20 protein-coding genes are annotated in these 18,937 nt (G+C 68.4%); 11 read left to right on the forward strand and 9 right to left on the reverse strand.

Going from position 1 to position 18,937, the window contains the following annotated elements; genetic code table 11:
* The first annotated feature begins 153 nt into the window (after positions 1 to 153).
* Genes ACSFA2_RS06115 through ACSFA2_RS06140 form a run of 6 tightly spaced genes read left to right on the forward strand, consistent with a single transcriptional unit; the run spans position 154 to position 6,595 of the window.
* On the forward strand, positions 154 to 1,371 hold the full coding sequence (locus tag ACSFA2_RS06115) for a CaiB/BaiF CoA transferase family protein (RefSeq protein WP_435454427.1): 1,218 nt from the start codon (positions 154 to 156) through the stop codon (positions 1,369 to 1,371).
* Positions 1,372 to 1,404: 33 nt separating this feature from the next.
* Entirely contained in the window at positions 1,405 to 2,268 is an 864-nt protein-coding gene (locus tag ACSFA2_RS06120) for an HpcH/HpaI aldolase/citrate lyase family protein (protein ID WP_435454428.1), read from the forward strand.
* 1 nt (position 2,269) lies between these two features.
* On the forward strand, positions 2,270 to 3,538 hold the full coding sequence (locus ACSFA2_RS06125; protein WP_435454429.1) for an acetyl-CoA hydrolase/transferase family protein: 1,269 nt from the start codon (positions 2,270 to 2,272) through the stop codon (positions 3,536 to 3,538).
* Between the two features lie 15 nt (positions 3,539 to 3,553).
* Positions 3,554 to 4,321, forward strand: coding sequence for an enoyl-CoA hydratase/isomerase family protein (locus tag ACSFA2_RS06130; protein ID WP_435454430.1), 768 nt, complete (start codon positions 3,554 to 3,556; stop codon positions 4,319 to 4,321).
* 43 nt (positions 4,322 to 4,364) lie between these two features.
* Positions 4,365 to 5,537, forward strand: a complete 1,173-nt coding sequence (locus ACSFA2_RS06135; protein WP_435454431.1) for an acyl-CoA dehydrogenase family protein — start codon at positions 4,365 to 4,367, stop codon at positions 5,535 to 5,537.
* Between the two features lie 47 nt (positions 5,538 to 5,584).
* A complete protein-coding gene (locus ACSFA2_RS06140; protein ID WP_435454432.1) occupies positions 5,585 to 6,595 on the forward strand; it encodes a Bug family tripartite tricarboxylate transporter substrate binding protein in 1,011 nt (336 codons plus the stop codon).
* A 43-nt stretch (positions 6,596 to 6,638) separates the two neighbouring features.
* On the opposite strand, the gene ACSFA2_RS06145 is transcribed toward ACSFA2_RS06140, so the two are convergent.
* On the reverse strand, positions 6,639 to 7,151 hold the full coding sequence (locus ACSFA2_RS06145; protein ID WP_435454433.1) for a C40 family peptidase: 513 nt from the start codon (positions 7,149 to 7,151) through the stop codon (positions 6,639 to 6,641).
* A 38-nt stretch (positions 7,152 to 7,189) separates the two neighbouring features.
* Entirely contained in the window at positions 7,190 to 8,086 is an 897-nt protein-coding gene (gene nhaR, locus ACSFA2_RS06150) for a transcriptional activator NhaR (protein WP_435454434.1), read from the reverse strand.
* A 120-nt stretch (positions 8,087 to 8,206) separates the two neighbouring features.
* Here nhaR and ACSFA2_RS06155 point away from each other — a divergent pair, with 120 nt between their 5' ends.
* Both ACSFA2_RS06155 and ACSFA2_RS06160 read left to right on the forward strand, forming a co-directional pair.
* A complete protein-coding gene (locus tag ACSFA2_RS06155) occupies positions 8,207 to 8,899 on the forward strand; it encodes a Bax inhibitor-1/YccA family protein (RefSeq protein ID WP_435454435.1) in 693 nt (230 codons plus the stop codon).
* Positions 8,900 to 8,944: 45 nt separating this feature from the next.
* On the forward strand, positions 8,945 to 9,487 hold the full coding sequence (locus ACSFA2_RS06160; protein ID WP_435454436.1) for an Rrf2 family transcriptional regulator: 543 nt from the start codon (positions 8,945 to 8,947) through the stop codon (positions 9,485 to 9,487).
* Here the strand turns inward: ACSFA2_RS06160 and ACSFA2_RS06165 are convergent.
* A complete protein-coding gene (locus ACSFA2_RS06165) occupies positions 9,484 to 10,332 on the reverse strand; it encodes an IclR family transcriptional regulator (RefSeq protein ID WP_435454437.1) in 849 nt (282 codons plus the stop codon). The two genes, ACSFA2_RS06160 and ACSFA2_RS06165, sit on opposite strands and share 4 nt — an antisense overlap.
* Positions 10,333 to 10,442: 110 nt before the next feature.
* Here ACSFA2_RS06165 and ACSFA2_RS06170 point away from each other — a divergent pair, with 110 nt between their 5' ends.
* From ACSFA2_RS06170 to ACSFA2_RS06180, 3 genes are all read left to right on the forward strand, one after another.
* A complete protein-coding gene (locus tag ACSFA2_RS06170) occupies positions 10,443 to 11,417 on the forward strand; it encodes a Bug family tripartite tricarboxylate transporter substrate binding protein (protein ID WP_435454438.1) in 975 nt (324 codons plus the stop codon).
* Positions 11,418 to 11,430: 13 nt separating this feature from the next.
* Positions 11,431 to 13,791 carry a cytochrome P450/oxidoreductase gene (locus ACSFA2_RS06175; protein ID WP_435454439.1) on the forward strand — a complete coding sequence of 787 codons (2,361 nt, stop codon included), beginning with the start codon at positions 11,431 to 11,433 and terminating at the stop codon, positions 13,789 to 13,791.
* Between the two features lie 72 nt (positions 13,792 to 13,863).
* Positions 13,864 to 14,370 (forward strand): hypothetical protein, encoded by a 507-nt coding sequence (locus tag ACSFA2_RS06180; RefSeq protein WP_435454440.1) that lies wholly within the window; start codon positions 13,864 to 13,866, stop codon positions 14,368 to 14,370.
* An 18-nt stretch (positions 14,371 to 14,388) separates the two neighbouring features.
* Here ACSFA2_RS06180 and ureG read toward each other — a convergent pair whose 3' ends face one another.
* The 6 genes from ureG to ACSFA2_RS06210 form a co-directional block, all read right to left on the reverse strand.
* On the reverse strand, positions 14,389 to 15,039 hold the full coding sequence (ureG, locus tag ACSFA2_RS06185; RefSeq protein ID WP_435454441.1) for an urease accessory protein UreG: 651 nt from the start codon (positions 15,037 to 15,039) through the stop codon (positions 14,389 to 14,391).
* 22 nt (positions 15,040 to 15,061) lie between these two features.
* The gene (locus ACSFA2_RS06190; protein WP_435454442.1) at positions 15,062 to 15,757 is read right to left on the reverse strand and encodes an urease accessory protein UreF; all 696 of its coding nucleotides are present in this window, start codon (positions 15,755 to 15,757) and stop codon (positions 15,062 to 15,064) included.
* Entirely contained in the window at positions 15,757 to 16,353 is a 597-nt protein-coding gene (gene ureE, locus ACSFA2_RS06195; RefSeq protein ID WP_435454443.1) for an urease accessory protein UreE, read from the reverse strand. Before ureE ends, ACSFA2_RS06190 begins: the two co-directional genes overlap by 1 nt.
* A 71-nt stretch (positions 16,354 to 16,424) precedes the next feature.
* Positions 16,425 to 16,904 (reverse strand): GNAT family N-acetyltransferase, encoded by a 480-nt coding sequence (locus tag ACSFA2_RS06200; protein WP_435454444.1) that lies wholly within the window; start codon positions 16,902 to 16,904, stop codon positions 16,425 to 16,427.
* Positions 16,905 to 16,906: 2 nt separating this feature from the next.
* Positions 16,907 to 18,625 (reverse strand): urease subunit alpha, encoded by a 1,719-nt coding sequence (gene ureC / locus ACSFA2_RS06205; RefSeq protein ID WP_435454445.1) that lies wholly within the window; start codon positions 18,623 to 18,625, stop codon positions 16,907 to 16,909.
* A 1-nt stretch (position 18,626) separates the two neighbouring features.
* Complete coding sequence (locus tag ACSFA2_RS06210; RefSeq protein ID WP_435454446.1) at positions 18,627 to 18,932, reverse strand: urease subunit beta; 306 nt, start codon at positions 18,930 to 18,932, stop codon at positions 18,627 to 18,629.
* Positions 18,933 to 18,937: the final 5 nt, after the last annotated feature.

Genomic DNA, 18,937 nt, shown 5'->3' on the forward strand with positions numbered 1-18,937 from the left:
AAAAGTGGGCTGACTTTAACGCAGGGTCTCTGCGCGTCGACGCCTTCGGGATTTCCATGACTTGCGTAGATATTCTTGTGTGCGTACGATTTGTTCATGTATGGGAATGATTGAACAACGATCGGCCCCACAAAAACGGAGACAAGGCAAGACATGGCCGTGCTGCAAGGAATACGCGTGATCGACATGACGTCGGTGCTGATGGGGCCCTTCGCCTCGCAGGCGCTGGGCGACATGGGCGCCGACGTGGTCAAGGTCGAGGCGCCGCAGGGCGATCTGGTGCGCCAGATCGGGCCGGTGCGCCACGAGGGCATGGGCCCGGTCTTCCTCAACGCCAACCGCAACAAGCGCAGCGTGGTGCTCGACCTCAAGAACCCGGCCGGGCTGGCGGCGCTGCGGCGCCTGCTGGTCGACGCGGATGTGCTCATGTACAACGTGCGCCCCCAGGCCATGGCGCGCCTGGGCCTTGGCTACGAAGAGGTGTCGGCGATCAACCCGCGCATCGTCTACGCGGGCCTGTTCGGCTTCGGGCAGGACGGCCCGTACGCCGCCCGCCCGGCGTACGACGACCTCATCCAGGGCGCTTCGGGCCTGCCGCATTTGATCGCCCGTGCCTCGGGCGGCATCCCGCGCTACGTGCCGACCGCGATGGCCGACCGCATCGTCGGGCTCACGGCCGTCAGCGGCATCCTCGGCAGCCTGCTGGCGCGCGGGCGCACCGGGCGCGGCGATCGCGTCGACATCCCGATGTTCGAGACCATGGTGGGCTTCGTGCTGGGCGACCACCTCGGCGGCCTGACCTTCGAGCCACCGCTGGACGGCGGTGGCTACGCACGGCAGCTTTCGCCGGAGCGCCGCCCTTACCGAACGCGCGACGGCTACATCTGCGCGCTGGTCTACAACGACAAGCAGTGGCAAGGCTTCCTGCGCGAGATCGGGCGCGAGTCGCTGATGACGGACGACGACCGCTTCGCCAGCTATGGCGCGCGCTCGCGCCACATCGACCACGTGTACGGCGTGCTCGCGTCGATCTTCGAGGAGCGCACGACCGCCGAGTGGATGGCCCTGCTCGAGCGCGCCGACGTGCCCTTCATGCCGATGCACGACCTCCACAGCATCCTGGACGACCCGCACCTCGCGGCCACCGGCTTTTTCTCGCAGGTCGAGCACCCCAGCGAGGGCGCGATCCGCAGCATGCGCATGCCGATGACCTGGCAGCACAGCGCGCCGCCGCCGCAGCGCCCGGCGCCGCGCCAGGGCGAACACACCCGCGAAATCCTCCAGGACGCCGGCTATTCGAGCGCCGAGATCGACGACTTGGTCGCCGCCGGTGCGGCCGGCGAAGCGACGACCGCCGCCGCCGCGCTGTAGCCCATCGACCCTCCTGCCACCGCACGCATCACCATGATCCGCTCCCTTCTCTTCGCCCCCGCCAATCGCCCCGACCTGGTCGCCAAGCTGCATCGCTTTCGCGCCGACTGCAGCGTGATCGACCTGGAAGACGGCACGCCCGACGACGAGAAGGTCGCGGCACGCGGCGCGTTGCGCGACACCGTGCGGCAGGCCCGCGCGGCCGGGCTGAGCGGCATGCTGGCGGTGCGCGTGAACGTGCCGGCCTCGCCGCATTACCTGGCCGACCTCGAGGCCGCCTTCGCCTGCGACATCGATGCGGTCGTCATCCCGAAGCTGGAGCAGCCGCAGCAGGCCTTTCCGGCGATCCACTGGATCGAGCAGCTCGACGCGAGCCAGCCGCGCCGAGCACCGCGCACGATCATCGGCGGCATCGAGTCGGTGCGCGGCGTGCTCAACGCCGTGAAGATCTGCGACGAGACGCGCTGCCAGAGCGCGGTGTACTTCGGCGCCGAGGACTTCGCCGCTGACATCGGCGGGCGCCGCAGCCCGAAGGGCGACGAAGTCGCCACCGCCCGCGGCTGGGTCGTGATGGCGGCGCGCGCCGCCGGCCTCGTTGCCATCGACCAGGCGGTGCTCGACATCCGCGACGACGCGCTCTTCGGGCAGGACGCTTCGTTCGGCCGCGACATGGGCTACCAGGGCAAGATCTGCGTGGCGCCCGCGCAGGTCGCGCTGTCGCACGCGGCCTTCTCGCCGACACCCGAAGAGCGCGCGTATGCGCAGCGCCTGGTGGCGGCCTACGAGGCGGCCACGGCGCGCGGCATCGGCACCATCGACTTCGAAGGCCGGATGGTCGACGGCCCGCTGCTCAAGCGCTCGCAGGCGGTGCTGGCCTATCCGGTAGATGGTGCCTGACATGGCGCGCACGTCATCGCTCGCCGGCCTCGACCTGTCGGCGTACATCCGACCCGGCGACGGCATCGTCTTCAGCCAGGGCACCGGCGAACCGCTCGGCCTGACGGAGGCGCTGGTCGCGCAACGCGCCGGCTTCAGCGGTGCCGGGGTCTTCTTCGGCACCGGCTTCTCGCCGACCTTCCAGCCGGCGCATGCCGACCACCTGCGCTTCACGGGCTACGGCGCGATGGGCACGCACCGCCAGCTCGCGGCGGCGGGCGTGCTCGACTCCATTCCCTGCCACGTCTCCGCGATCGAAGGGCTGCTGACGTCCGGCCAGATCCGCGCCGATGTGGTGATGCTGCAGGTCAGCCCGGCCAACGCGCGCGGCGAGCACAGCTTCGGCCTGGTCAACGACTACCTGCGCGCCGCCATGTCGCGCGCGCGCGTGGTCATCGCCGAGGTGAACAGCCAGGTGCCCTGGACGCCCTGCGACGCGCCATTGCGCGCCGACGAGATAACGCTCGCCGTCGAGACCGATCGCGCGCCCATCGAACTGCCTGCCGCCAAGTTCGGCCCGCTCGAGCAGCAGATCGCGCAGCACGTGGCCGCGCTCATTCCCGACCGCGCGACGCTGCAGATGGGCATCGGCGCGGTGCCCGAGGCCATCGTCGCGATGCTCGGCGACCGCTGCGACCTGGGCGTGCATTCGGGCATGGTGGGCGATTCGGTGGTCGACCTGATGGAAAGCGGTGCGGTCACCAACGCGCACAAAGGCATCGACCCTGGCGTGACCGTCACCGGTGTGCTGTTCGGCACGCAGCGGCTCTACCGCTTCGCGCACGAGAACCCGCAGCTGCGGCTGTGCCACACGCGCTACACGCATGCCGCCGCCACGCTGGCCAAGGTGCGCGGGCTGGTGTCGATCAACGCCGCGCTGGAGGTCGACCTGACCGGCCAGGTCAACGCCGAAGCCATCGGCGCCGACTACATGGGCGCGGTCGGCGGTCAGGTCGACTACGTGCGCGCGGCGGTGCAGTCCGAAGGCGGGCTGTCGGTGGTCGCGCTCGGCGCGCTGGGCAAGAACGGCGCGAGCAAGCTGGTGTCGCAGCTGCACGGCCCGGTGACGACCGCGCGCAGTGACGTCGACGCGGTCGCCACCGAGTTCGGCGTGGCGCACCTGCGTGGCCGCACCATGCGCGAGCGCATCCGCGCGATGGTCGCCATCGCTGCGCCGCAACACCGCGACGAGCTGATGCGCGAAGCCCGCGCGATCTGGAAGAACGTCTGAGATGAGCGACAACACATGAGCGACGAAGTCCTCTTCGAAGTGATCGACGGCAGCATCGCCCTCGTCACCATCCACCGCCCCGCGCAGCGCAACGCCATCAACCGCGCAGTGATGGATGGCCTGCGTGACGCCTGGCAGCGCATCGAGCACGACGACGCGTTGCGCGTGGGCATCCTCACCGGCAGCGGCGACAAGGCCTTCTGCGCCGGCATGGACCTGAAGGAAGCCGCGGCCATGCAGCTCGCGGTGCCGCCGCGCGACATGCTGCCGGTGCTGGGCGATTCGGTGCAGATCTCCAAGCCGGTGATCGCCGCGGTCAACGGCGCCGCCTACGCGGGCGGCTGGCTGTTCGCGCAGATGTGCGACCTGTGCATCGCCGCCGACCATGCGGTCTTCGGCATCACCGAAGCCAAGTTCGGCCGCGGCATGCCGTGGGCCGCGCCGCTGGTGCGCATGCTGCCGCAGCGCGTGGTGATGGAGCTGCTGCTCACGGCACGGCCGATCACGGCGCAGCGCGCCTATGCGCTCGGCTACGTCAACGACGTGGTGCCGCAGGCCGAGCTGCGGGACCGCGCGCTCGACATGGCGCGCGCCATCGCCGCCAACGCGCCGCTCACCGTGAAGGCCGCACGCGAGCTGGTCTACCTGTCGTCCGAGATGGGCACCTCGGCCAGCCTGCGTGCCGCCCAGCATCTGTTCGAGCGCGTGTACCTGAGCGACGACGCGCAGGAAGGCCCGCGCGCCTTCGCCGAGAAACGCGCGCCGCGCTGGACCGGCCGCTGAGCCGGTCCGCCCCGTCATCCCTCATTCAGCCAAGGTCCATCCCATGAGTTTCGACTTGAGTCCCGAGCAGCAGTCCATCCAGGAAGCCGTGAAAGACCTGTGCAGCCACTTCCCGGAAAGCTACTGGCGCGAGCGCGACATCGACGGCGTCTTCCCGCACGACTTCTACCGCGCGATGGGCGATGCGGGCTGGCTCGGCCTGGCCATTCCGGAAGCCTATGGCGGCGCCGGGCTCGGCGTGCAGGAGGCCGCGCTGATGATGCAGACGGTGGCCGAATCGGGCGCCTGCCTCAGCGGCTGTTCGGCCATCCACATCAACATCTTCGGCCTGATGCCGATCGCCGTGTTCGGCACCGAGGAACAGAAGCGCCGCATGCTGCCGCCCATCGCCAGGGGCGAGGTCAAGGCCTGCTTCGCGGTGACCGAGCCCAACGCCGGCCTCAACACCACCAAGCTCAAGACGCGCGCGGTGCGCCAGGGCGACAAGTACGTGGTGAATGGGCAGAAGGTCTGGATCTCGACGGCGCAGGTGGCCGACAAGATGATGCTGCTGGCGCGCACCACGCCGCTGGAAGACCTGCCACCGGGCAAGTCGTCCGCGGGCCTGTCGCTGTTCTACACCGACCTCGACCGCAGCAAGGTCGACGTGCGCCTCATCGAGAAGATGGGCCGCAAGTGCGTGGACTCCAACGAGCTCTTCATCGACGGCCTGGAGATCCCGGTCGAAGACCGCATCGGCGAGGAAGGCCAGGGCTTCAAGTACATCCTGCACGGCATGAACCCGGAGCGCGTGCTGCTCGCCGCCGAGGCCGTGGGCGTGGGCCGCGTGGCGCTGGCCAAGGCGGCGGCCTATGCCCGCGAGCGGGTGGTGTTCGACCGGCCCATCGGCCAGAACCAGGCGATCCAGCATCCGCTGGCCGAGAACTGGGTCGAGCTCGAGGCGGCGCAGCTGCTCACGCGCAAGGCGGCCTGGCTCTACGACCACCAGCGCGACTGCGGCGCCGAGGCGAATGCGGCCAAGTACTTCGCGGCCGAGGCGGGCTACCGCGCCTGCGAGCGCGCCATCCTCACGCACGGCGGCATGGGCTACTCGAAGGAATTCCATGTCGAGCGCTACCTGCGCGAAATCATGATCCTGCGCATCGCACCGGTGAGCCGCGAGCTCATCCTCAGCCACATCGCCGAGCGCGTGCTCGGGTTGCCCAAGTCGTACTGAGAGACGACAGGCCCCTGACGCCGACCCCTTCAACAGGAGACAAAACCATGACCCAGAAGTTCGAATCGACACCCCCGCGGCGACCCGTTCCGCGCGGGCTTTTGCAGGGGCTTGTCGCCGCCTTGTCCATCACGGTGGTGCATTCCGTGCAGGCGCAAGCCTGGCCGTCCAAGCCGATCCGTCTGATCGTGCCCGCGGCGCCGGGCGGCAGTGCCGACCCACTGGCGCGGCTGGTGGCCGAAGAGTTGGGGCGGGTGCTGCAGCAGCCGCTCGTGGTCGAGAACCGACCCGGTGCCAACGGCAACCTCGGTTCAGCAATGGCCGTGAAGTCGCCCGCCGACGGCTACACGCTGCTCTTCGGCTGGGCCGGCACGGTGGTGTCGGCCGCCACGCTCTACGACTCCAAGCCCTACAACCCGCAGAAGGACCTGGACCCGATCGTCACGGTCGGCTCGGTGCCCAACATCATCGTGTTGAACCCGTCGATTCCGGCGCGTTCGCTGGCCGAGCTGACCGCCTACGCCAAGCAGAACCCGGGCAAGCTCAACTTCGGGTCGACCGGCAGCGGCAGCTCCTACCACCTGTCGGGTGAGCTCTACAAGAAGACGGTCGGCGTCTTCATGGTGCACGTGCCCTACAGCTCGCCCGGCGCGGTGCTGACCGATCTGGTGGGCGGGCGGCTGGAGCTCGCGTTCCCGGGTGTGACCGCTGCGGCACCCTTCGTGAAGGAGGGTCGCCTCAAGGCCGTCGCGCTGATGGCAGACAAGCGTTCCGACCTGCTGCCCGACGTGCCGACCACCGCCGAACTGGGTCAGCCCAGCCTGGTGTCGGATACCTGGTTCGGCCTGTTCGCGCCTGCGGGAACACCGCCGGAGATCAAGGCCAAGATCAACGAGACGATCAACGCCGCGCTGAAGACACCCGCCTTCCGCGCCCGCCTCGTGGCACTGGGCTACACGCCGCTCGGCGGCACGCCGCAACAGTTCGCCAAGACGCTGAGCGACGACATCCGCAAATGGGGCGAGGTGGTGAAATTCTCGGGCGCGAAGGTGGATTGAGCGCCCGCTTCCTGCACTGCGGGCACGAGCCCACCAGCACCTCTCAGGGCCGTCGCACCTCGAGCGCCTGCCGCGACCAGTACGGCCCGTTCAGCTTGTCCAGCCGCACGTCGCCCCCGCTCGACGGTGCATGCACGAACTGGCCGTTGCCGACGTAGATGCCGGCATGGGTGGGGCGCCCGCCGCCGAAGAGCACCAGGTCCCCGGTTTGCAGATCGCGGGTGTCGACGGGCTGGCCGAAGCCGGCGAGCTGCGCCACGGTGCGCGGCGGGGCCACGCCAGCGCTGCTGCGGTAGACGTAGTTGATGAGACCGCTGCAGTCGAAGCCGCCGTCGACCGTGTTGCCGCCGTAGCGGTAGGGCGTGCCGACCAGGCCGAGCGCGTGGATGGCGATGTCCTGTGCCTGTGTCGGCGTGAGGGCGCTGTAGGCGACGGGTGCGCGGCCCTTCGGTGCCGGGCCGCTCGCGCAACCCGCCAGGCAGCCCGCCAGGATGAGGCTGGCGCTGACGATGCCGACACGCAGGCGTGTGTCGAACAGGGCGTGCTTGACGTTCATGCGCGAATGGTACGGCGCCAGATCAGCCATCCGTCCCGTCACTTCCGCGGGAACTGCACCCGCGCTGCGCGCGTGATGGCGGCCACGCACGGGTGCGTGATGCGCCGCTCGACCGAGATGCCGAAGAATTCCTCCACGAGTTCGGAGGCGCGGCCCATCACCTCCACGCCGTATTGCGCACAGGTTTCGTCCTCGAGCACCGTGGGCGACATGAAGACGCCGCGGCCTTCGCCGCCGAAGGCCTTGAGCAAGGCGGCATCGTCGAATTCGCCGATCAGCCGGGGGCGCAGGGCGTGCTCGGCCAGCCACAGGTCCAGCCGTTGCCGCATGGCGGAGCCCGAGCCCTGGATGAGCATCGGCGCGCCGTCCAGGCACTCCGGGAAGGGTTGCGTCAGCGTGCGATGCAGGGTGGGCGCGGCGAAGAAGCTCATGCCGGTGATGCCCAGCGTGTGGTTGAAGGCCTTCACGCTGGTCTGCTTGCCCATCGGCTCGTTGGCGATCACCAGGTCGAGCCGCTGCACCGACAGTTGGCCGAGCAGGTCGCGGAAGTGGCCTTCGTGGCAGATGAGGCGCACGGGTTCCGACACGGAGAGCGCCGGCTCCAGCAGGCGGTAGGCCATGGCCTTGGGCACTGCGTCCGCGATGCCGACGCGAAAGTGCAGGGTGCGCCCACCGCCGCGCTTGTTGCCGACGGCCGCCTCGAGCTCGGCACCGAGCGTGAAGATCTGCTCCGCATAGCTCAGCGCGGTACGGCCCTCGGGGGTGAGTTCGACGCCGCGCCCGTGCTTCTGGAACAGGTGGCAGCCCATCGATTCCTCCAGAAGCTTGATCTGGGTCGACAGCGTCTGCGGCGTGATGTGCAACTGTTCGCCGGCGCGCACGATGCCGCCCGCCTTGGCGGCCGCCCAGAAGTAATAGAGGTGCTTGAAATTCATGGCTCGAGCCCAATACTAAGCTTTAAGCGAAGTAATGATGCCGAAAATTCGACTTTTCTCGAAGGCTCGATAGGCCTACAGTCCACCTCGACTCTTTCCCTTTTCCATCAAGGACATAACATGAACGAGACCCTCTCCAGCTACGGCGCCGCTGGCGCCCTGGCCACCCCGGCGCAGCGCAACCAGGTGCTGCGCAACACCTACTGGCTGCTCGCCCTGTCGATGGTGCCCACGGTGCTGGGCGCCTGGGTCGGCGTCGCCACCGGCATCACCCGCGCCATGTCGCCCGGCGTCGGCATGGTCGTCTTCCTGGTCGGCGCCTTCGGCCTCATGTTCGCCATCGAGAAGACGAAGAACTCGGCCGCCGGCGTGCCGGTGCTGCTGGCCTTCACCTTCTTTATGGGCCTGATGCTCTCGCGCCTGGTGGGCTCGGTGCTCGGCCTGGCCAACGGCGCCGGACTGATCATGACGGCCTTCGCCGGCACCGGCGCCGTGTTCCTGGGCATGGCCACGCTGTCGTCGGTGATCAAGCGCGACCTCTCGTCCATGGGCAAGTGGCTGTTCATCGGCGTCATCCTGCTGCTGGTCGCGGGCATCGCGAACTTCTTCATCCAGTCGAGCGCGCTGATGATCACGCTGTCGGTGCTGGCCATCGGCATCTTCTCGGCCTTCATCCTGCACGACCTCAAGCGCGTGAAGGACGGCTACGAAACCAACTACATCAGTGCCACGCTGGGCGTGTACCTGAGCCTCTACAACGTCTTCCAGTCGCTGCTGATACTGCTGGGCATCGGCGGCAGCCGCGAAGAGTAAGCCGCGCTTCCATTCATCGACCCCGCGCCAGAAAGGAACAACACCATGCGCCTCAGTACCAAGGGCCGCCTTGCGGTCGTTGCCATGATCGACGTCGCCCTGCATCGCAAGATGGGCCCGATCTCTCTGGCTGTCTTGAGCCGTCGTCAGCGCATTTCGCTGTCGTACCTCGAGCAGATGTTCGCCGACCTGCGGCGCCACGGACTGGTCGCGTCGACCCGGGGTCCGGGCGGCGGCTATGGCCTGGGCCGCGATGCGGCGTCCATCACCGTGGCCGACATCCTGTTCGCGGTCGATGGCCCGGCGGACGACGCCGGTGCCAAGAGCCGCACCAAGGCGGCGGACGACGCCCAGCGTTGCGCCACGCCCGAACTGTGGGATTCGCTCAGCCGCAAGGTGGTCGAGTTCCTGGACTCGGTGAACCTGCAGAAGCTGGTCGACGACCAGATCGCGCTCGGCGTGCAGCTGCACTCGCAGGAAGAGCCCGCGGCCAAGCGCCCCGAGCCGCTGCGCGCGGCCGTCAAGCCCTCGCGCCCCAATGCGCCCAACTCGGTGTTCGAGCTGGCGCGCTTCGGCATCGCCGGCTAGGCGCCGTTCGACACCGCGGTGCCGTGCCCGAGCAGGGCGCTGGCCGCCGCGGCTTCGCGCCGCACCGCTGCGGCGATCGGCCCGTCGGCCGACGGGTCGAAACCGCCGCTGGCCCCCAGGGCGGTGAGCACGGCGCAGACGCGGCCCGTGTAGTCGTAGACCGGCGCGGCCACCGCGCTGATGCCGCGCAGGTAGGTGTCCTGCACCGGCGCGCACCGGGCGGCCAGGATCTGCGAACGCAGCACGCCCAGCGGGTCCTCGGGATCGAGCTGGCGGCGCAGTTCGGCAGGTGCCGCCATCAGTTCCTCCTGTGCCATCGCACGCACGCGCGATTCGTCCAGGAAGCCCAGGAACGCCCGCCCCGTGGCCGACCACAGCATCGACAGCACCGACCCCACCCGCACGTTGACCGTCACCGGCAGGCCGGGCTCTTCGAAGCGCACGATGGTCGGCCCCTTGTTGCCCATCACGGCCACGAAGCAGGTCACCTCCAGCGCCTCGCGCAGGCGGATCAGCGCCGGCTCCGCCAGGCGGATCGGGTCGGCCTGTCGCATGGCGGCCAGACCGATCTGGATGGCCTCGGCGCCGAGGTGGTAGTGCTGTGAGCCACTGTCTTGCATGACGAGCGCCTCTTCCACCAGGCTCGCCAGGTAGCGGTGGACCTTGGCGGGGCTTTCGCCCACGTGGGCCGACAGCGCCGTGAGGCTGGCCCGCCCACCCAGACGCGCCAGGCCCTTGAGCACCGCCATGCCCATTTCGGCGGACTGCACCCGCTGGCGCCGTTCCCGATCACGCGTTGGTGCGGGGTCGGCGGAAAGAGGGATCGGTTTCTTGGAAGTCGGCATCGGATGAAGCGTCGGCATCAGGGTTGGCACGGAGACATGAATTACGCACTGCGTACTACGATTACGCAAGAGTTCTTCCCCCAAGACCGCACAACGCCGAAAGAGACACGATGAAGAAATACCTTGCCTGCGCCATGCTCGCCCTGCCACTGTGGGCCGCGACGAATGCCGCTGCCCAGCCTGCCACCTACCCCGCCAAACCGATCCGCTGGATCGTCCCGTACGCGGCCGGCGGCGGTTCCGACTTTCTCGCGCGCACCATCGGCCAGACGCTGTCGACGCAGGTCGGCCAGCCGGTGCTGGTGGACAACAAGCCGGGCGGCAACACGGCGCTGGCCGCGGCCGAAACGGCGCGCGCCCCGGCCGATGGCTACACCGTGCTGTCGGCCGACAACGGCACGATGGTGTTCAACCCCGCGCTCTACAAGTCGCTCAGCTACAGCCCGACGAAGGACCTCGCGCCGGTCACGCTGATGGGCCGCTTCCCGATGATCCTGGTGGTGGGCGCGAACAGCGGCATCGCCAGCGCGCAGGACTTCATCGCACAGGCGCGCGCCAAGCCCGGCAGCATGAACTACGCATCGGCCGGCGCGGGCAGCCCGCACCATCTGGCGATGGAACTGCTCAAGGTCCAGTCGAAGGTTTTCATGGTTCACGTGCCGTACCGCGGCGCAGCGCCCGCGCTGGCCGACGTAGCCGGCGGCCAGGTGCCGGCCATGATGGTCGACATGGCCGCGGGCGCCGGCTTCATCAAGGGCGGCAAGGTCAAGGCCCTCGCCGTGGCCAACGCCACGCGCCTGCCGCAGCTGCCCGACGTGCCGACCTTCGCCGAACTCGGCATCAAGAATGTCGAAGCGGCCGCGCTGGTCGGCATGGTCGTGCCGGCAGCCACGCCGCCGGACGTGATCAACGCGCTGAACAAGTCCGTGGTCGCCGCCATCAACGAGCCGGGCGTGCGCAAGCGCCTGGTCGACTTCGGCGTCGAGCCCGTGGGCAACACGCCGGCCCAGTTCGCCGAACTGCTGCGCAACGAGACGACGCGTTGGCAAAAGCTGATCACCGACCTGAAGATCACCCTGGACTGACGGAGCGAACGGCATGACGACGGCCACCGACCCGCGCGCGCCGGGGGCCACGGGCTGCCCCGTGGACCACCGCGCGCTGACCGCGCAGGCTGCGCCCAACGGTTGCCCCGTCAGCCCTCGGGCTGCCGCCTTCGACCCTTTCGAAGAGGGCTACCAGCAAGACCCGCCCGACTACGTGCGCTGGGCGCGCGAGCAGGAGCCGACCTTCTACAGCCCCAAGCTTGGCTACTGGGTCGTCACGCGGTACGAGAGCATCAAGGCGATCTTCCGCGACCACCACACCTTCAGCCCGTCGATCGCGCTGGAGAAGATCACGCCGACCGGCGCCGAAGCCAACGCGGTGCTCGCGTCGTACGGCTTCGCGCTCAACCGAACGCTGGTGAACGAGGACGAGCCGGCCCACATGCCGCGCCGCCGCGCGCTGATGGACCCGTTCACGCCCGCCGAGCTCGAGCACCACGAGCCGATGGTGCGCGCGCTGGCGCGCGAGTACGTCGACCGCTTCATCGACGACGGCCGCGCCGACCTGGTCGACCAGATGCTGTGGGAAGTGCCGCTCACCGTCGCGCTGCATTTCCTCGGCGTGCCCGAGGAAGACATGGACACGCTGCGCGAGTATTCGATCGCGCATACCGTCAACACCTGGGGCCGGCCCAAGCCGGAAGAGCAGGTCGCCGTGGCCCATGCCGTCGGCAACTTCTGGCAGTTCGCCGGGAAGGTGCTCGACAAGATGCGGAAGAACCCCGAAGCCGCAGGCTGGATGCAGTACGGCATCCGCAAGCAGCGGGAGCAACCCGAGGTGGTGACCGACTCGTACCTGCACTCGATGATGATGGCCGGCATCGTCGCCGCGCACGAGACCACCGCCAACGCCACCGCCAATGCGATGAAGCTGCTGCTGCAGCACCCGAGCGTGTGGCGCGAGATCTGCGAAGACCCGAGCCTCATTCCCAATGCGGTGGAAGAGTGCCTGCGCCACAACGGCTCGGTCGCGGCCTGGCGGCGCCTGGCGACGAAGGACGTGCAGATCGACGGCATCGACATCCCGGCCGGCTCGAAGCTGCTGATCGTCACGTCATCGGCCAACCATGACGACCGCCATTTCGCGGACGCCGACCTGTTCGACATCCGCCGCGACAACGCGAGCGACCACCTGACTTTCGGCTACGGCGCGCACCAGTGCATGGGCAAGAACCTGGCGCGCATGGAGATGCAGATCTTCCTTGAGGAGTTCACGCGCCGCCTGCCACACATGCGGCTGGCCGAGCAGCAGTTCAGCTACGTGCCGAACACGTCGTTTCGCGGGCCGGAGCATCTGTGGGTCGAGTGGGATCCGCAGCGCAACCCCGAACGGGCGCAGCCCGCATTGCGTCGGCCGGACGCGCCCCTGCCCGTGCGCATCGGCGAGCCGTCGAAGGGCGCGATCACGCGGCCGGTGGTCGTGGAAAGCGTGACCCCGGTGGCCGATGGCATCGTGAAGCTGCGCCTTGTCGCCCCCGATGGCCGCGCGCTGCCGCGCTGGGCGCCGGGCTCGCACATCGACATCGAATGCGGCTCGCCCGACCTCTCGCGCCAGTACTCGTTGTGCGGTGACCCGACCGATGCCGACGCCTTCGAGATCGCCGTGCTGCGCGAACCCGACGGCCGCGGCGGCTCGGCCTGGATCCACGCCAACGTGCGCGTCGGCGACCGGCTCAAGATCCGTGGCCCGCGCAACCACTTTCGCCTCGACGAGGAGCGCCGCCAGGTGATCTTCATCGCCGGCGGCATCGGCATCACGCCCATCAGTGCGATGGCGCGGCGCGCGCAGGCGCTGGGCATGGACTACGAACTGCACTACAGCGGCCGTCGGCGCTCGGCGATGCCCTTCGTCGACGAACTGGGCGCGGTGCACGGCGATCGGCTCCACCTGCACATCGGCGAGGAGGGCGGCCGCAACGATCTCTCCGCATTGCTCGCCACGCCGCAGGCCGGCACGCAGATCTATGCCTGCGGCCCGGTGCGCATGCTGCAGGCGCTCGAAGCGGGCTGCGCTCACTGGCCCGAAGACGCGCTGCGCGTCGAGCATTTCGAATCCACCCTCGGCGCGCTCGACCCGTCGAAGGAACATGCCTTCGAGGTCGAGCTAAAGGACTCGGGCATCGTCATCACGGTGCCGGCCGACCAGACCCTGCTGACCGCCCTGCGCGCCGCCAACATCGACGTGCAGAGCGATTGCGAAGAGGGCCTGTGCGGCTCCTGCGAAGTGCGGGTGCTGGCGGGTGAGGTCGACCACCGCGACGTGGTGCTCACGCGGGCCGAGCGCGACGCCAACCAGAAGATGATGACCTGCTGCTCGCGCGCCTGCGGCCAGCGGATCGTGCTCGAACTGTGAGCTTCGGCAACGGCGGCTGAACTTCGTGCGGCCGGGACGGTCACATCCGGCTTCGCGCTACGCTTGCCGCCCATGTTTCCGTTTCGACGTTCCTTCGCTCTCGGCGCTGCTGCGCTTTTCGTCGCTGGCGCCGTGTCCGCGCAGTCGCTGCCGCCCGGCGTGCAACTGGGCATGAGCCCCGCCGAACTGCAGGCCGCGCTGCCCGATGCGCAACGCGTGGCCCGGCCGCAGCGCCTGGCTGGTGGCCTGGCCGGCACCTGGCGCGGTGCGCCGACGGCCATTGCCGGACTCGGCTTCGAACCGACCTTCTACTTCGCCGGCGCCCAACTGCGCCGCGTCGAATGGGTGGCCGCGGCCGATGCGCAGCCGGACCGCGGTGCGGCTGCTTTCGATGAATTGCTCGCCTGGGGACGCGGCCGCTTCGGCAACGAACTGGCATCGCGCGACCCCGGCAGCCGCTATGCCGCCTGGGTCGCCGGCGACACCGATGTCTATGCGCAGCTGGTGGAGGGCGAACGCGGGGCCCTCGTGCGCCTGGTCTACAAGGCGCGCCAGCTCAAGGACGCGAGCGAACTCTGAATCGCCGCGCCGGCGCGCTCAGTCCTCTTGGAGCATCCCGCGTTCTTCGATGAAGGCCACGACCTCGGCCAGGCCGGTGTTGGTCTTCAGGTTGGTCATGACGTACGGGCGCTGCTTGCGCATGCGCTGCGTGTCGGCTTCCATCACGCCCAGGTCGGCGCCCACGTAGGGTGCGAGGTCGGTCTTGTTGATGATGAAGAGGTCGCTCTTGGTGATGCCGGGGCCGCCCTTGCGCGGGATCTTCTCGCCGGCGGCCACGTCGATCACGTAGATGGTGAGGTCGCTCAACTCGGGGCTGAAAGTCGCGGCCAGGTTGTCGCCGCCGCTTTCCACGAACACGATGTCGGCGTCGGGATATTCGACCAGCATGCGGTCGATGGCTTCGAGGTTGATCGAGCAGTCTTCGCGGATGGCGGTGTGCGGGCAACCGCCCGTCTCCACACCCATGATGCGCTCGGCCGGCAACGCGCCCGAGACGGTCAGCAGGCGCTGGTCTTCCTTGGTGTAGATGTCGTTGGTGATGGCGATCAGGTCGTATCGGTCGCGCATCGCTTTGCAGAGCATCTCCAGCAGCGTGGTCTTGCCGGAGCCGACCGGCCCGCCGATGCCCACGCGCAGGGGTGGCAGTTTCTTGGTGCGGTGGGCGATGTGGTGCAGGGGGGAGGCCATGGTGCGTCTCGTTCGAAAAAAGTCAGCTTCTGAAGAGCCGGGAATACTGGGTTTCATGTCGCGCCGAATGGATGGCGAGCATCGGTGAGAAGGCCTGGCGCTCGTCGTCGTCGAGCGCGATGGCGCAGTCGACGGCGGCTGGGATTTCGGCCGACAGGCGGCCCAGCATGCGCTGGCCCGCGCTCTGGCCGAGCGGTACCGACTTCACGGCGGCGCCGATCATGTTCTCGGCCCAGCCGAAGGCGAAGGCCAGGCAGCCGTCTCGCACGCTGGCCTGCGTGCGGCTGGCCGCGAAGGCGAAAGCCACCGGGTAGGTGATGGTGGTGGTCAGACCTTCGAACTGCGCGGCCACGTCGTCATGGTGCAGCTTCAGCCACTCGACGAAGGAGCGGCCCATCTGCTCGGTCTGCAGGAGGAATTCAGTGGACTCGCGCGTCTGCAGCACCCAGGCATTGAGCGCCGCGATGCGCTCGGCGTCGGCGCTGCGCCAGGCGGCGATCGATTGCGCCACCACCGGCAGGTCGCCGCGCGCGAGGCCCAGGTGCAGCTGGTCGACGATCCAGTCGGAGGCGCGCGGCTCGCTGTCGATCCCGCCCCACTCGACGCCGGCCTCGACGCCTTCGGAATAGGAGAAGCCGCCGATCGGCAGGGCCGGCGAGGCCAGCCAGATCAGCTGCAGAAGGCTGGCGGCGGGCATCGCGCCCGCGGTGTCGGTCATCAATGCGCGTGGTCGTGACCGTGCGAATGGTCATGGGAATGGTCGTGCGCACCGCCATAGGCGTCCGGGTGCAGCACCGGTCCGACCGGTGCGGTACCGTGTGAATGCCCATGGTCATGTGCGTGACCGTGGCCCGCGCCGTGCGCGCCATAGGCGCCGCCTTCCGGCTCGAAGGCCTCATCGGCTTCGCGCACGATCAGGTGCATCGAGCGCAGCATGGCGGCCAGCACGTGGTCGGGCTCGATCTTCAGGTGGTCGGGCTTCAACTCGATCGGTACATGCCGGTTGCCCAGGTGGTAGGCCGCGCGCGTCAGGTCGAAGGGTGTGCCGTGCTGCGTGCAGTGCGTGATGACCAGCACCGCCTGTGGCGCCGCGACGACCTTGATGAGCGAGCCGTCTTCCGCCACCAGCACGTCACCACCGCGCACGGCCGTGCCGCGCGGTAGGAACACGCCGATGCGGCGGCCCTGCGAATCGACGGTGTCGAAGCGGCTCTTCTGACGCACGTCCCAGTCGAGTTCGACGGTGGCGGCGCGCTTGAGCAGCACGGCGGCGAGGCCGCCGCCCTGGGGCATGAGTTTGTTGGCGTTGAGCATGGAAAATTTCAGATGGATGGTCGATCGTACGGTTCGCACCCGACCTGCGGTGCGCCGTCGGTCGCAGACCTTCAAAGCGCACGCGTCATGAAGCGGCTGTTCGGATCTTCGGTGTAGGCGCCAAAAGGCGCGCAGGCCTCGAAGCCATGTTTTTCGTACAGCGCATGCGCCGGTGCGAAGAAGGGTTGGCTGCCTGTTTCGAGGCTCAGCTGCGCATAGCCCAGCGCCCGCGCCTCGGCGACCACGTACGCCAACATCCGGCCCGCGATGCCCTGGCCACGCACCGAAGCCGCCGTGCGCATCGACTTGAGTTCGGCATGGCCGTCGTCGAGTCGCTTCAACGCTGCCGTTCCCACCAGCGATTCGCTGGCAGGTAGATCGATCCATGCGGTCCAGAACCGGATGTCTGGCCGGCGCAAACCGTCCAGGTCCAGCGCATGCACGCTCTCCGGTGGAGAAACCCGACGCATGTCTGTCAGGTGTTCCTCGAGAAACGCAGCGATGCGCGGGTCTTCCAGGTCGTCGAGGCGAATGCGCAGGTCTTTTGCCATTGTCAGAACAGGAAATACCGCTGCGTCATCGGCAGCGACGTCGCCGGCTCGCACACCAGCAGATGCCCGTCGGCGCGCACCGCGTAGGTCTGCGCATCGATCTCCATCTTGGGCGTGTAGCCGTTGTGCACCATGTGCTGCTTGCGCACGCCGCGGATGTTCTTCACCGCCGACAGCGTCTTGTGCAGGCCATAACGCTCGCCGATGCCGGCGTTCAGGCCCGCCTGCGAGACGAAGGTGAGCGAGCTGCGATGCAGCGAGCCGCCGTACGAACCGAACATCGGCCGGTAGTGCACCGGTTGCGGTGTGGGGATCGATGCGTTCGGGTCACCCATCGCGGCCATCGCGATGCTGCCGCCCTTGATGATGGTGAAGGGCTTCACGCCGAAGAAGGCCGGCTTCCACACCACCAGGTCGGCCCACTTGCCGACCTCGATGCTGCCCACGTCATGTGCGATGCCGTGCGCGATGGCCGGATTGATCGTGTACTTGGCGATGTAGCGCTTGGCGCGGAAGTTGTCGTTGCGCGCGCTGTCTTCGGGCAAGGTGCCACGCTGGCCCTTCATCTTGTGCGCCGTCTGCCAGGTGCGGATGATGACTTCGCCGACGCGGCCCATGGCCTGCGAGTCGGAGCTGAACATGCTGATCGCGCCCAGGTCGTGCAGGATGTCCTCGGCCGCGATGGTTTCCTTGCGGATGCGCGATTCGGCGAAGGCCAGGTCTTCCGCGATGCCGGCGTCCAGGTGGTGGCACACCATCAGCATGTCGACGTGCTCGTCGAGCGTGTTCACGGTGTAGGGCATCGTCGGGTTGGTCGACGAGGGCAGGAAGTTGTCCTCGCCCACCACGCGCAGGATGTCCGGTGCATGGCCGCCACCGGCGCCTTCAGTGTGGAAAGCGCAGATGCCACGTCCCTTGACGGCCGCGATGGTGTTCTCGACGAAGCCTGATTCGTTGAGCGTGTCGGAGTGGATCGCCACCTGCGTGTCGGTGGCGTCGGCCACGTCCAGGCAGTTGCTGATGGCCGCGGGCGTGGTGCCCCAGTCTTCATGCAGCTTGAGGCCGATCACGCCGGCGTCGATCTGTTCGTGCAGCGCAGCCGGCAGGCTGGCATTGCCTTTGCCGAGAAAGCCGAGGTTCATCGGAAAGGCGTCGGCCGCCTGCAGCATGCGCTCGATGTGCCAGGGGCCGGGCGTGCAGGTCGTGGCGAAGGTGCCGGTGGCGGGGCCCGTGCCGCCGCCCAGCATGGTCGTGATGCCGGAGGTCAGGGCCTCTTCGATCTGCTGCGGTGCGATGAAGTGGATGTGGCTGTCGATGCCCCCGGCCGTGACGATGTTGCCTTCACAGCTGATCACCTCGGTGCCCGGGCCGATGACGATGTCGACGCCCGGCTGCACGTCGGGGTTGCCGGCCTTGCCGATCGCGACGATGCGCCCGCCCTTCAAGCCGATGTCGGCCTTCACGATGCCCCAGTGGTCGAGGATCAGTGCGTTGGTCATCACCGTGTCGACGGCGCCTTCGGCGCGCATCCGCTGCGACTGCGCCATGCCGTCGCGGATCGTCTTGCCGCCGCCGAACTTCACCTCTTCACCATAGCCGCCGGCGCGCAGCGTGTAGTCGGCCTCGACCTCGATCAATAGGTCCGTGTCGGCCAGGCGCACACGGTCGCCCACGGTCGGGCCGAAGATTTCGGCGTAGGCACGCCTTCCGATGGTCGCCATGTCAGAGCTTTCCTTGAACGAGACCGCGGAAGCCGTACACCACGCGCTCGCCCGCGAAGTCGCAAAGTTCGACCGTGCGTTGCTGGCCGGGCTCGAAGCGTACGGCCGTGCCCGACGCGATGTTCAGCCGCATGCCGCGTGCCGCTTCGCGGTCGAAGCCGAGCGCGCCGTTGGTCTCGGCGAAGTGGTAGTGGGAGCCGACCTGGATCGGCCGGTCGGCGGTGTTCTGCACGACCAGCGTGAGCGTGCGGCGGCCGGGGTTGAGGGTGTGTTCGCCCTCGTCGGTGAAGAGTTCGCCGGGGATCATGGCGA

Origin of the sequence: Variovorax cryoconiti, assembly GCF_051216395.1 — a bacterium.
GTDB lineage: Bacteria > Pseudomonadota > Gammaproteobacteria > Burkholderiales > Burkholderiaceae_C > Variovorax.

What these genes read in the sequence shown, in the direction of transcription:
- ACSFA2_RS06115 (WP_435454427.1), top strand. Translation starts at nt 154, where the DNA reads ATGGCCGTGCTGCAAGGAATACGCGTGATCGACATGACGTCGGTGCTG.
- ACSFA2_RS06120 (WP_435454428.1), top strand. Translation starts at nt 1,405, where the DNA reads ATGATCCGCTCCCTTCTCTTCGCCCCCGCCAATCGCCCCGACCTGGTC.
- ACSFA2_RS06125 (WP_435454429.1), top strand. Translation starts at nt 2,270, where the DNA reads ATGGCGCGCACGTCATCGCTCGCCGGCCTCGACCTGTCGGCGTACATC.
- ACSFA2_RS06130 (WP_435454430.1), top strand. Translation starts at nt 3,554, where the DNA reads ATGAGCGACGAAGTCCTCTTCGAAGTGATCGACGGCAGCATCGCCCTC.
- ACSFA2_RS06135 (WP_435454431.1), top strand. Translation starts at nt 4,365, where the DNA reads ATGAGTTTCGACTTGAGTCCCGAGCAGCAGTCCATCCAGGAAGCCGTG.
- ACSFA2_RS06140 (WP_435454432.1), top strand. Translation starts at nt 5,585, where the DNA reads ATGACCCAGAAGTTCGAATCGACACCCCCGCGGCGACCCGTTCCGCGC.
- ACSFA2_RS06145 (WP_435454433.1), bottom strand. Translation starts at nt 7,151, where the DNA reads ATGAACGTCAAGCACGCCCTGTTCGACACACGCCTGCGTGTCGGCATC.
- nhaR (WP_435454434.1), bottom strand. Translation starts at nt 8,086, where the DNA reads ATGAATTTCAAGCACCTCTATTACTTCTGGGCGGCCGCCAAGGCGGGC.
- ACSFA2_RS06155 (WP_435454435.1), top strand. Translation starts at nt 8,207, where the DNA reads ATGAACGAGACCCTCTCCAGCTACGGCGCCGCTGGCGCCCTGGCCACC.
- ACSFA2_RS06160 (WP_435454436.1), top strand. Translation starts at nt 8,945, where the DNA reads ATGCGCCTCAGTACCAAGGGCCGCCTTGCGGTCGTTGCCATGATCGAC.
- ACSFA2_RS06165 (WP_435454437.1), bottom strand. Translation starts at nt 10,332, where the DNA reads ATGCCGACTTCCAAGAAACCGATCCCTCTTTCCGCCGACCCCGCACCA.
- ACSFA2_RS06170 (WP_435454438.1), top strand. Translation starts at nt 10,443, where the DNA reads ATGAAGAAATACCTTGCCTGCGCCATGCTCGCCCTGCCACTGTGGGCC.
- ACSFA2_RS06175 (WP_435454439.1), top strand. Translation starts at nt 11,431, where the DNA reads ATGACGACGGCCACCGACCCGCGCGCGCCGGGGGCCACGGGCTGCCCC.
- ACSFA2_RS06180 (WP_435454440.1), top strand. Translation starts at nt 13,864, where the DNA reads ATGTTTCCGTTTCGACGTTCCTTCGCTCTCGGCGCTGCTGCGCTTTTC.
- ureG (WP_435454441.1), bottom strand. Translation starts at nt 15,039, where the DNA reads ATGGCCTCCCCCCTGCACCACATCGCCCACCGCACCAAGAAACTGCCA.
- ACSFA2_RS06190 (WP_435454442.1), bottom strand. Translation starts at nt 15,757, where the DNA reads ATGACCGACACCGCGGGCGCGATGCCCGCCGCCAGCCTTCTGCAGCTG.
- ureE (WP_435454443.1), bottom strand. Translation starts at nt 16,353, where the DNA reads ATGCTCAACGCCAACAAACTCATGCCCCAGGGCGGCGGCCTCGCCGCC.
- ACSFA2_RS06200 (WP_435454444.1), bottom strand. Translation starts at nt 16,904, where the DNA reads ATGGCAAAAGACCTGCGCATTCGCCTCGACGACCTGGAAGACCCGCGC.
- ureC (WP_435454445.1), bottom strand. Translation starts at nt 18,625, where the DNA reads ATGGCGACCATCGGAAGGCGTGCCTACGCCGAAATCTTCGGCCCGACC.
- ACSFA2_RS06210 (WP_435454446.1), bottom strand. Translation starts at nt 18,932, where the DNA reads ATGATCCCCGGCGAACTCTTCACCGACGAGGGCGAACACACCCTCAAC.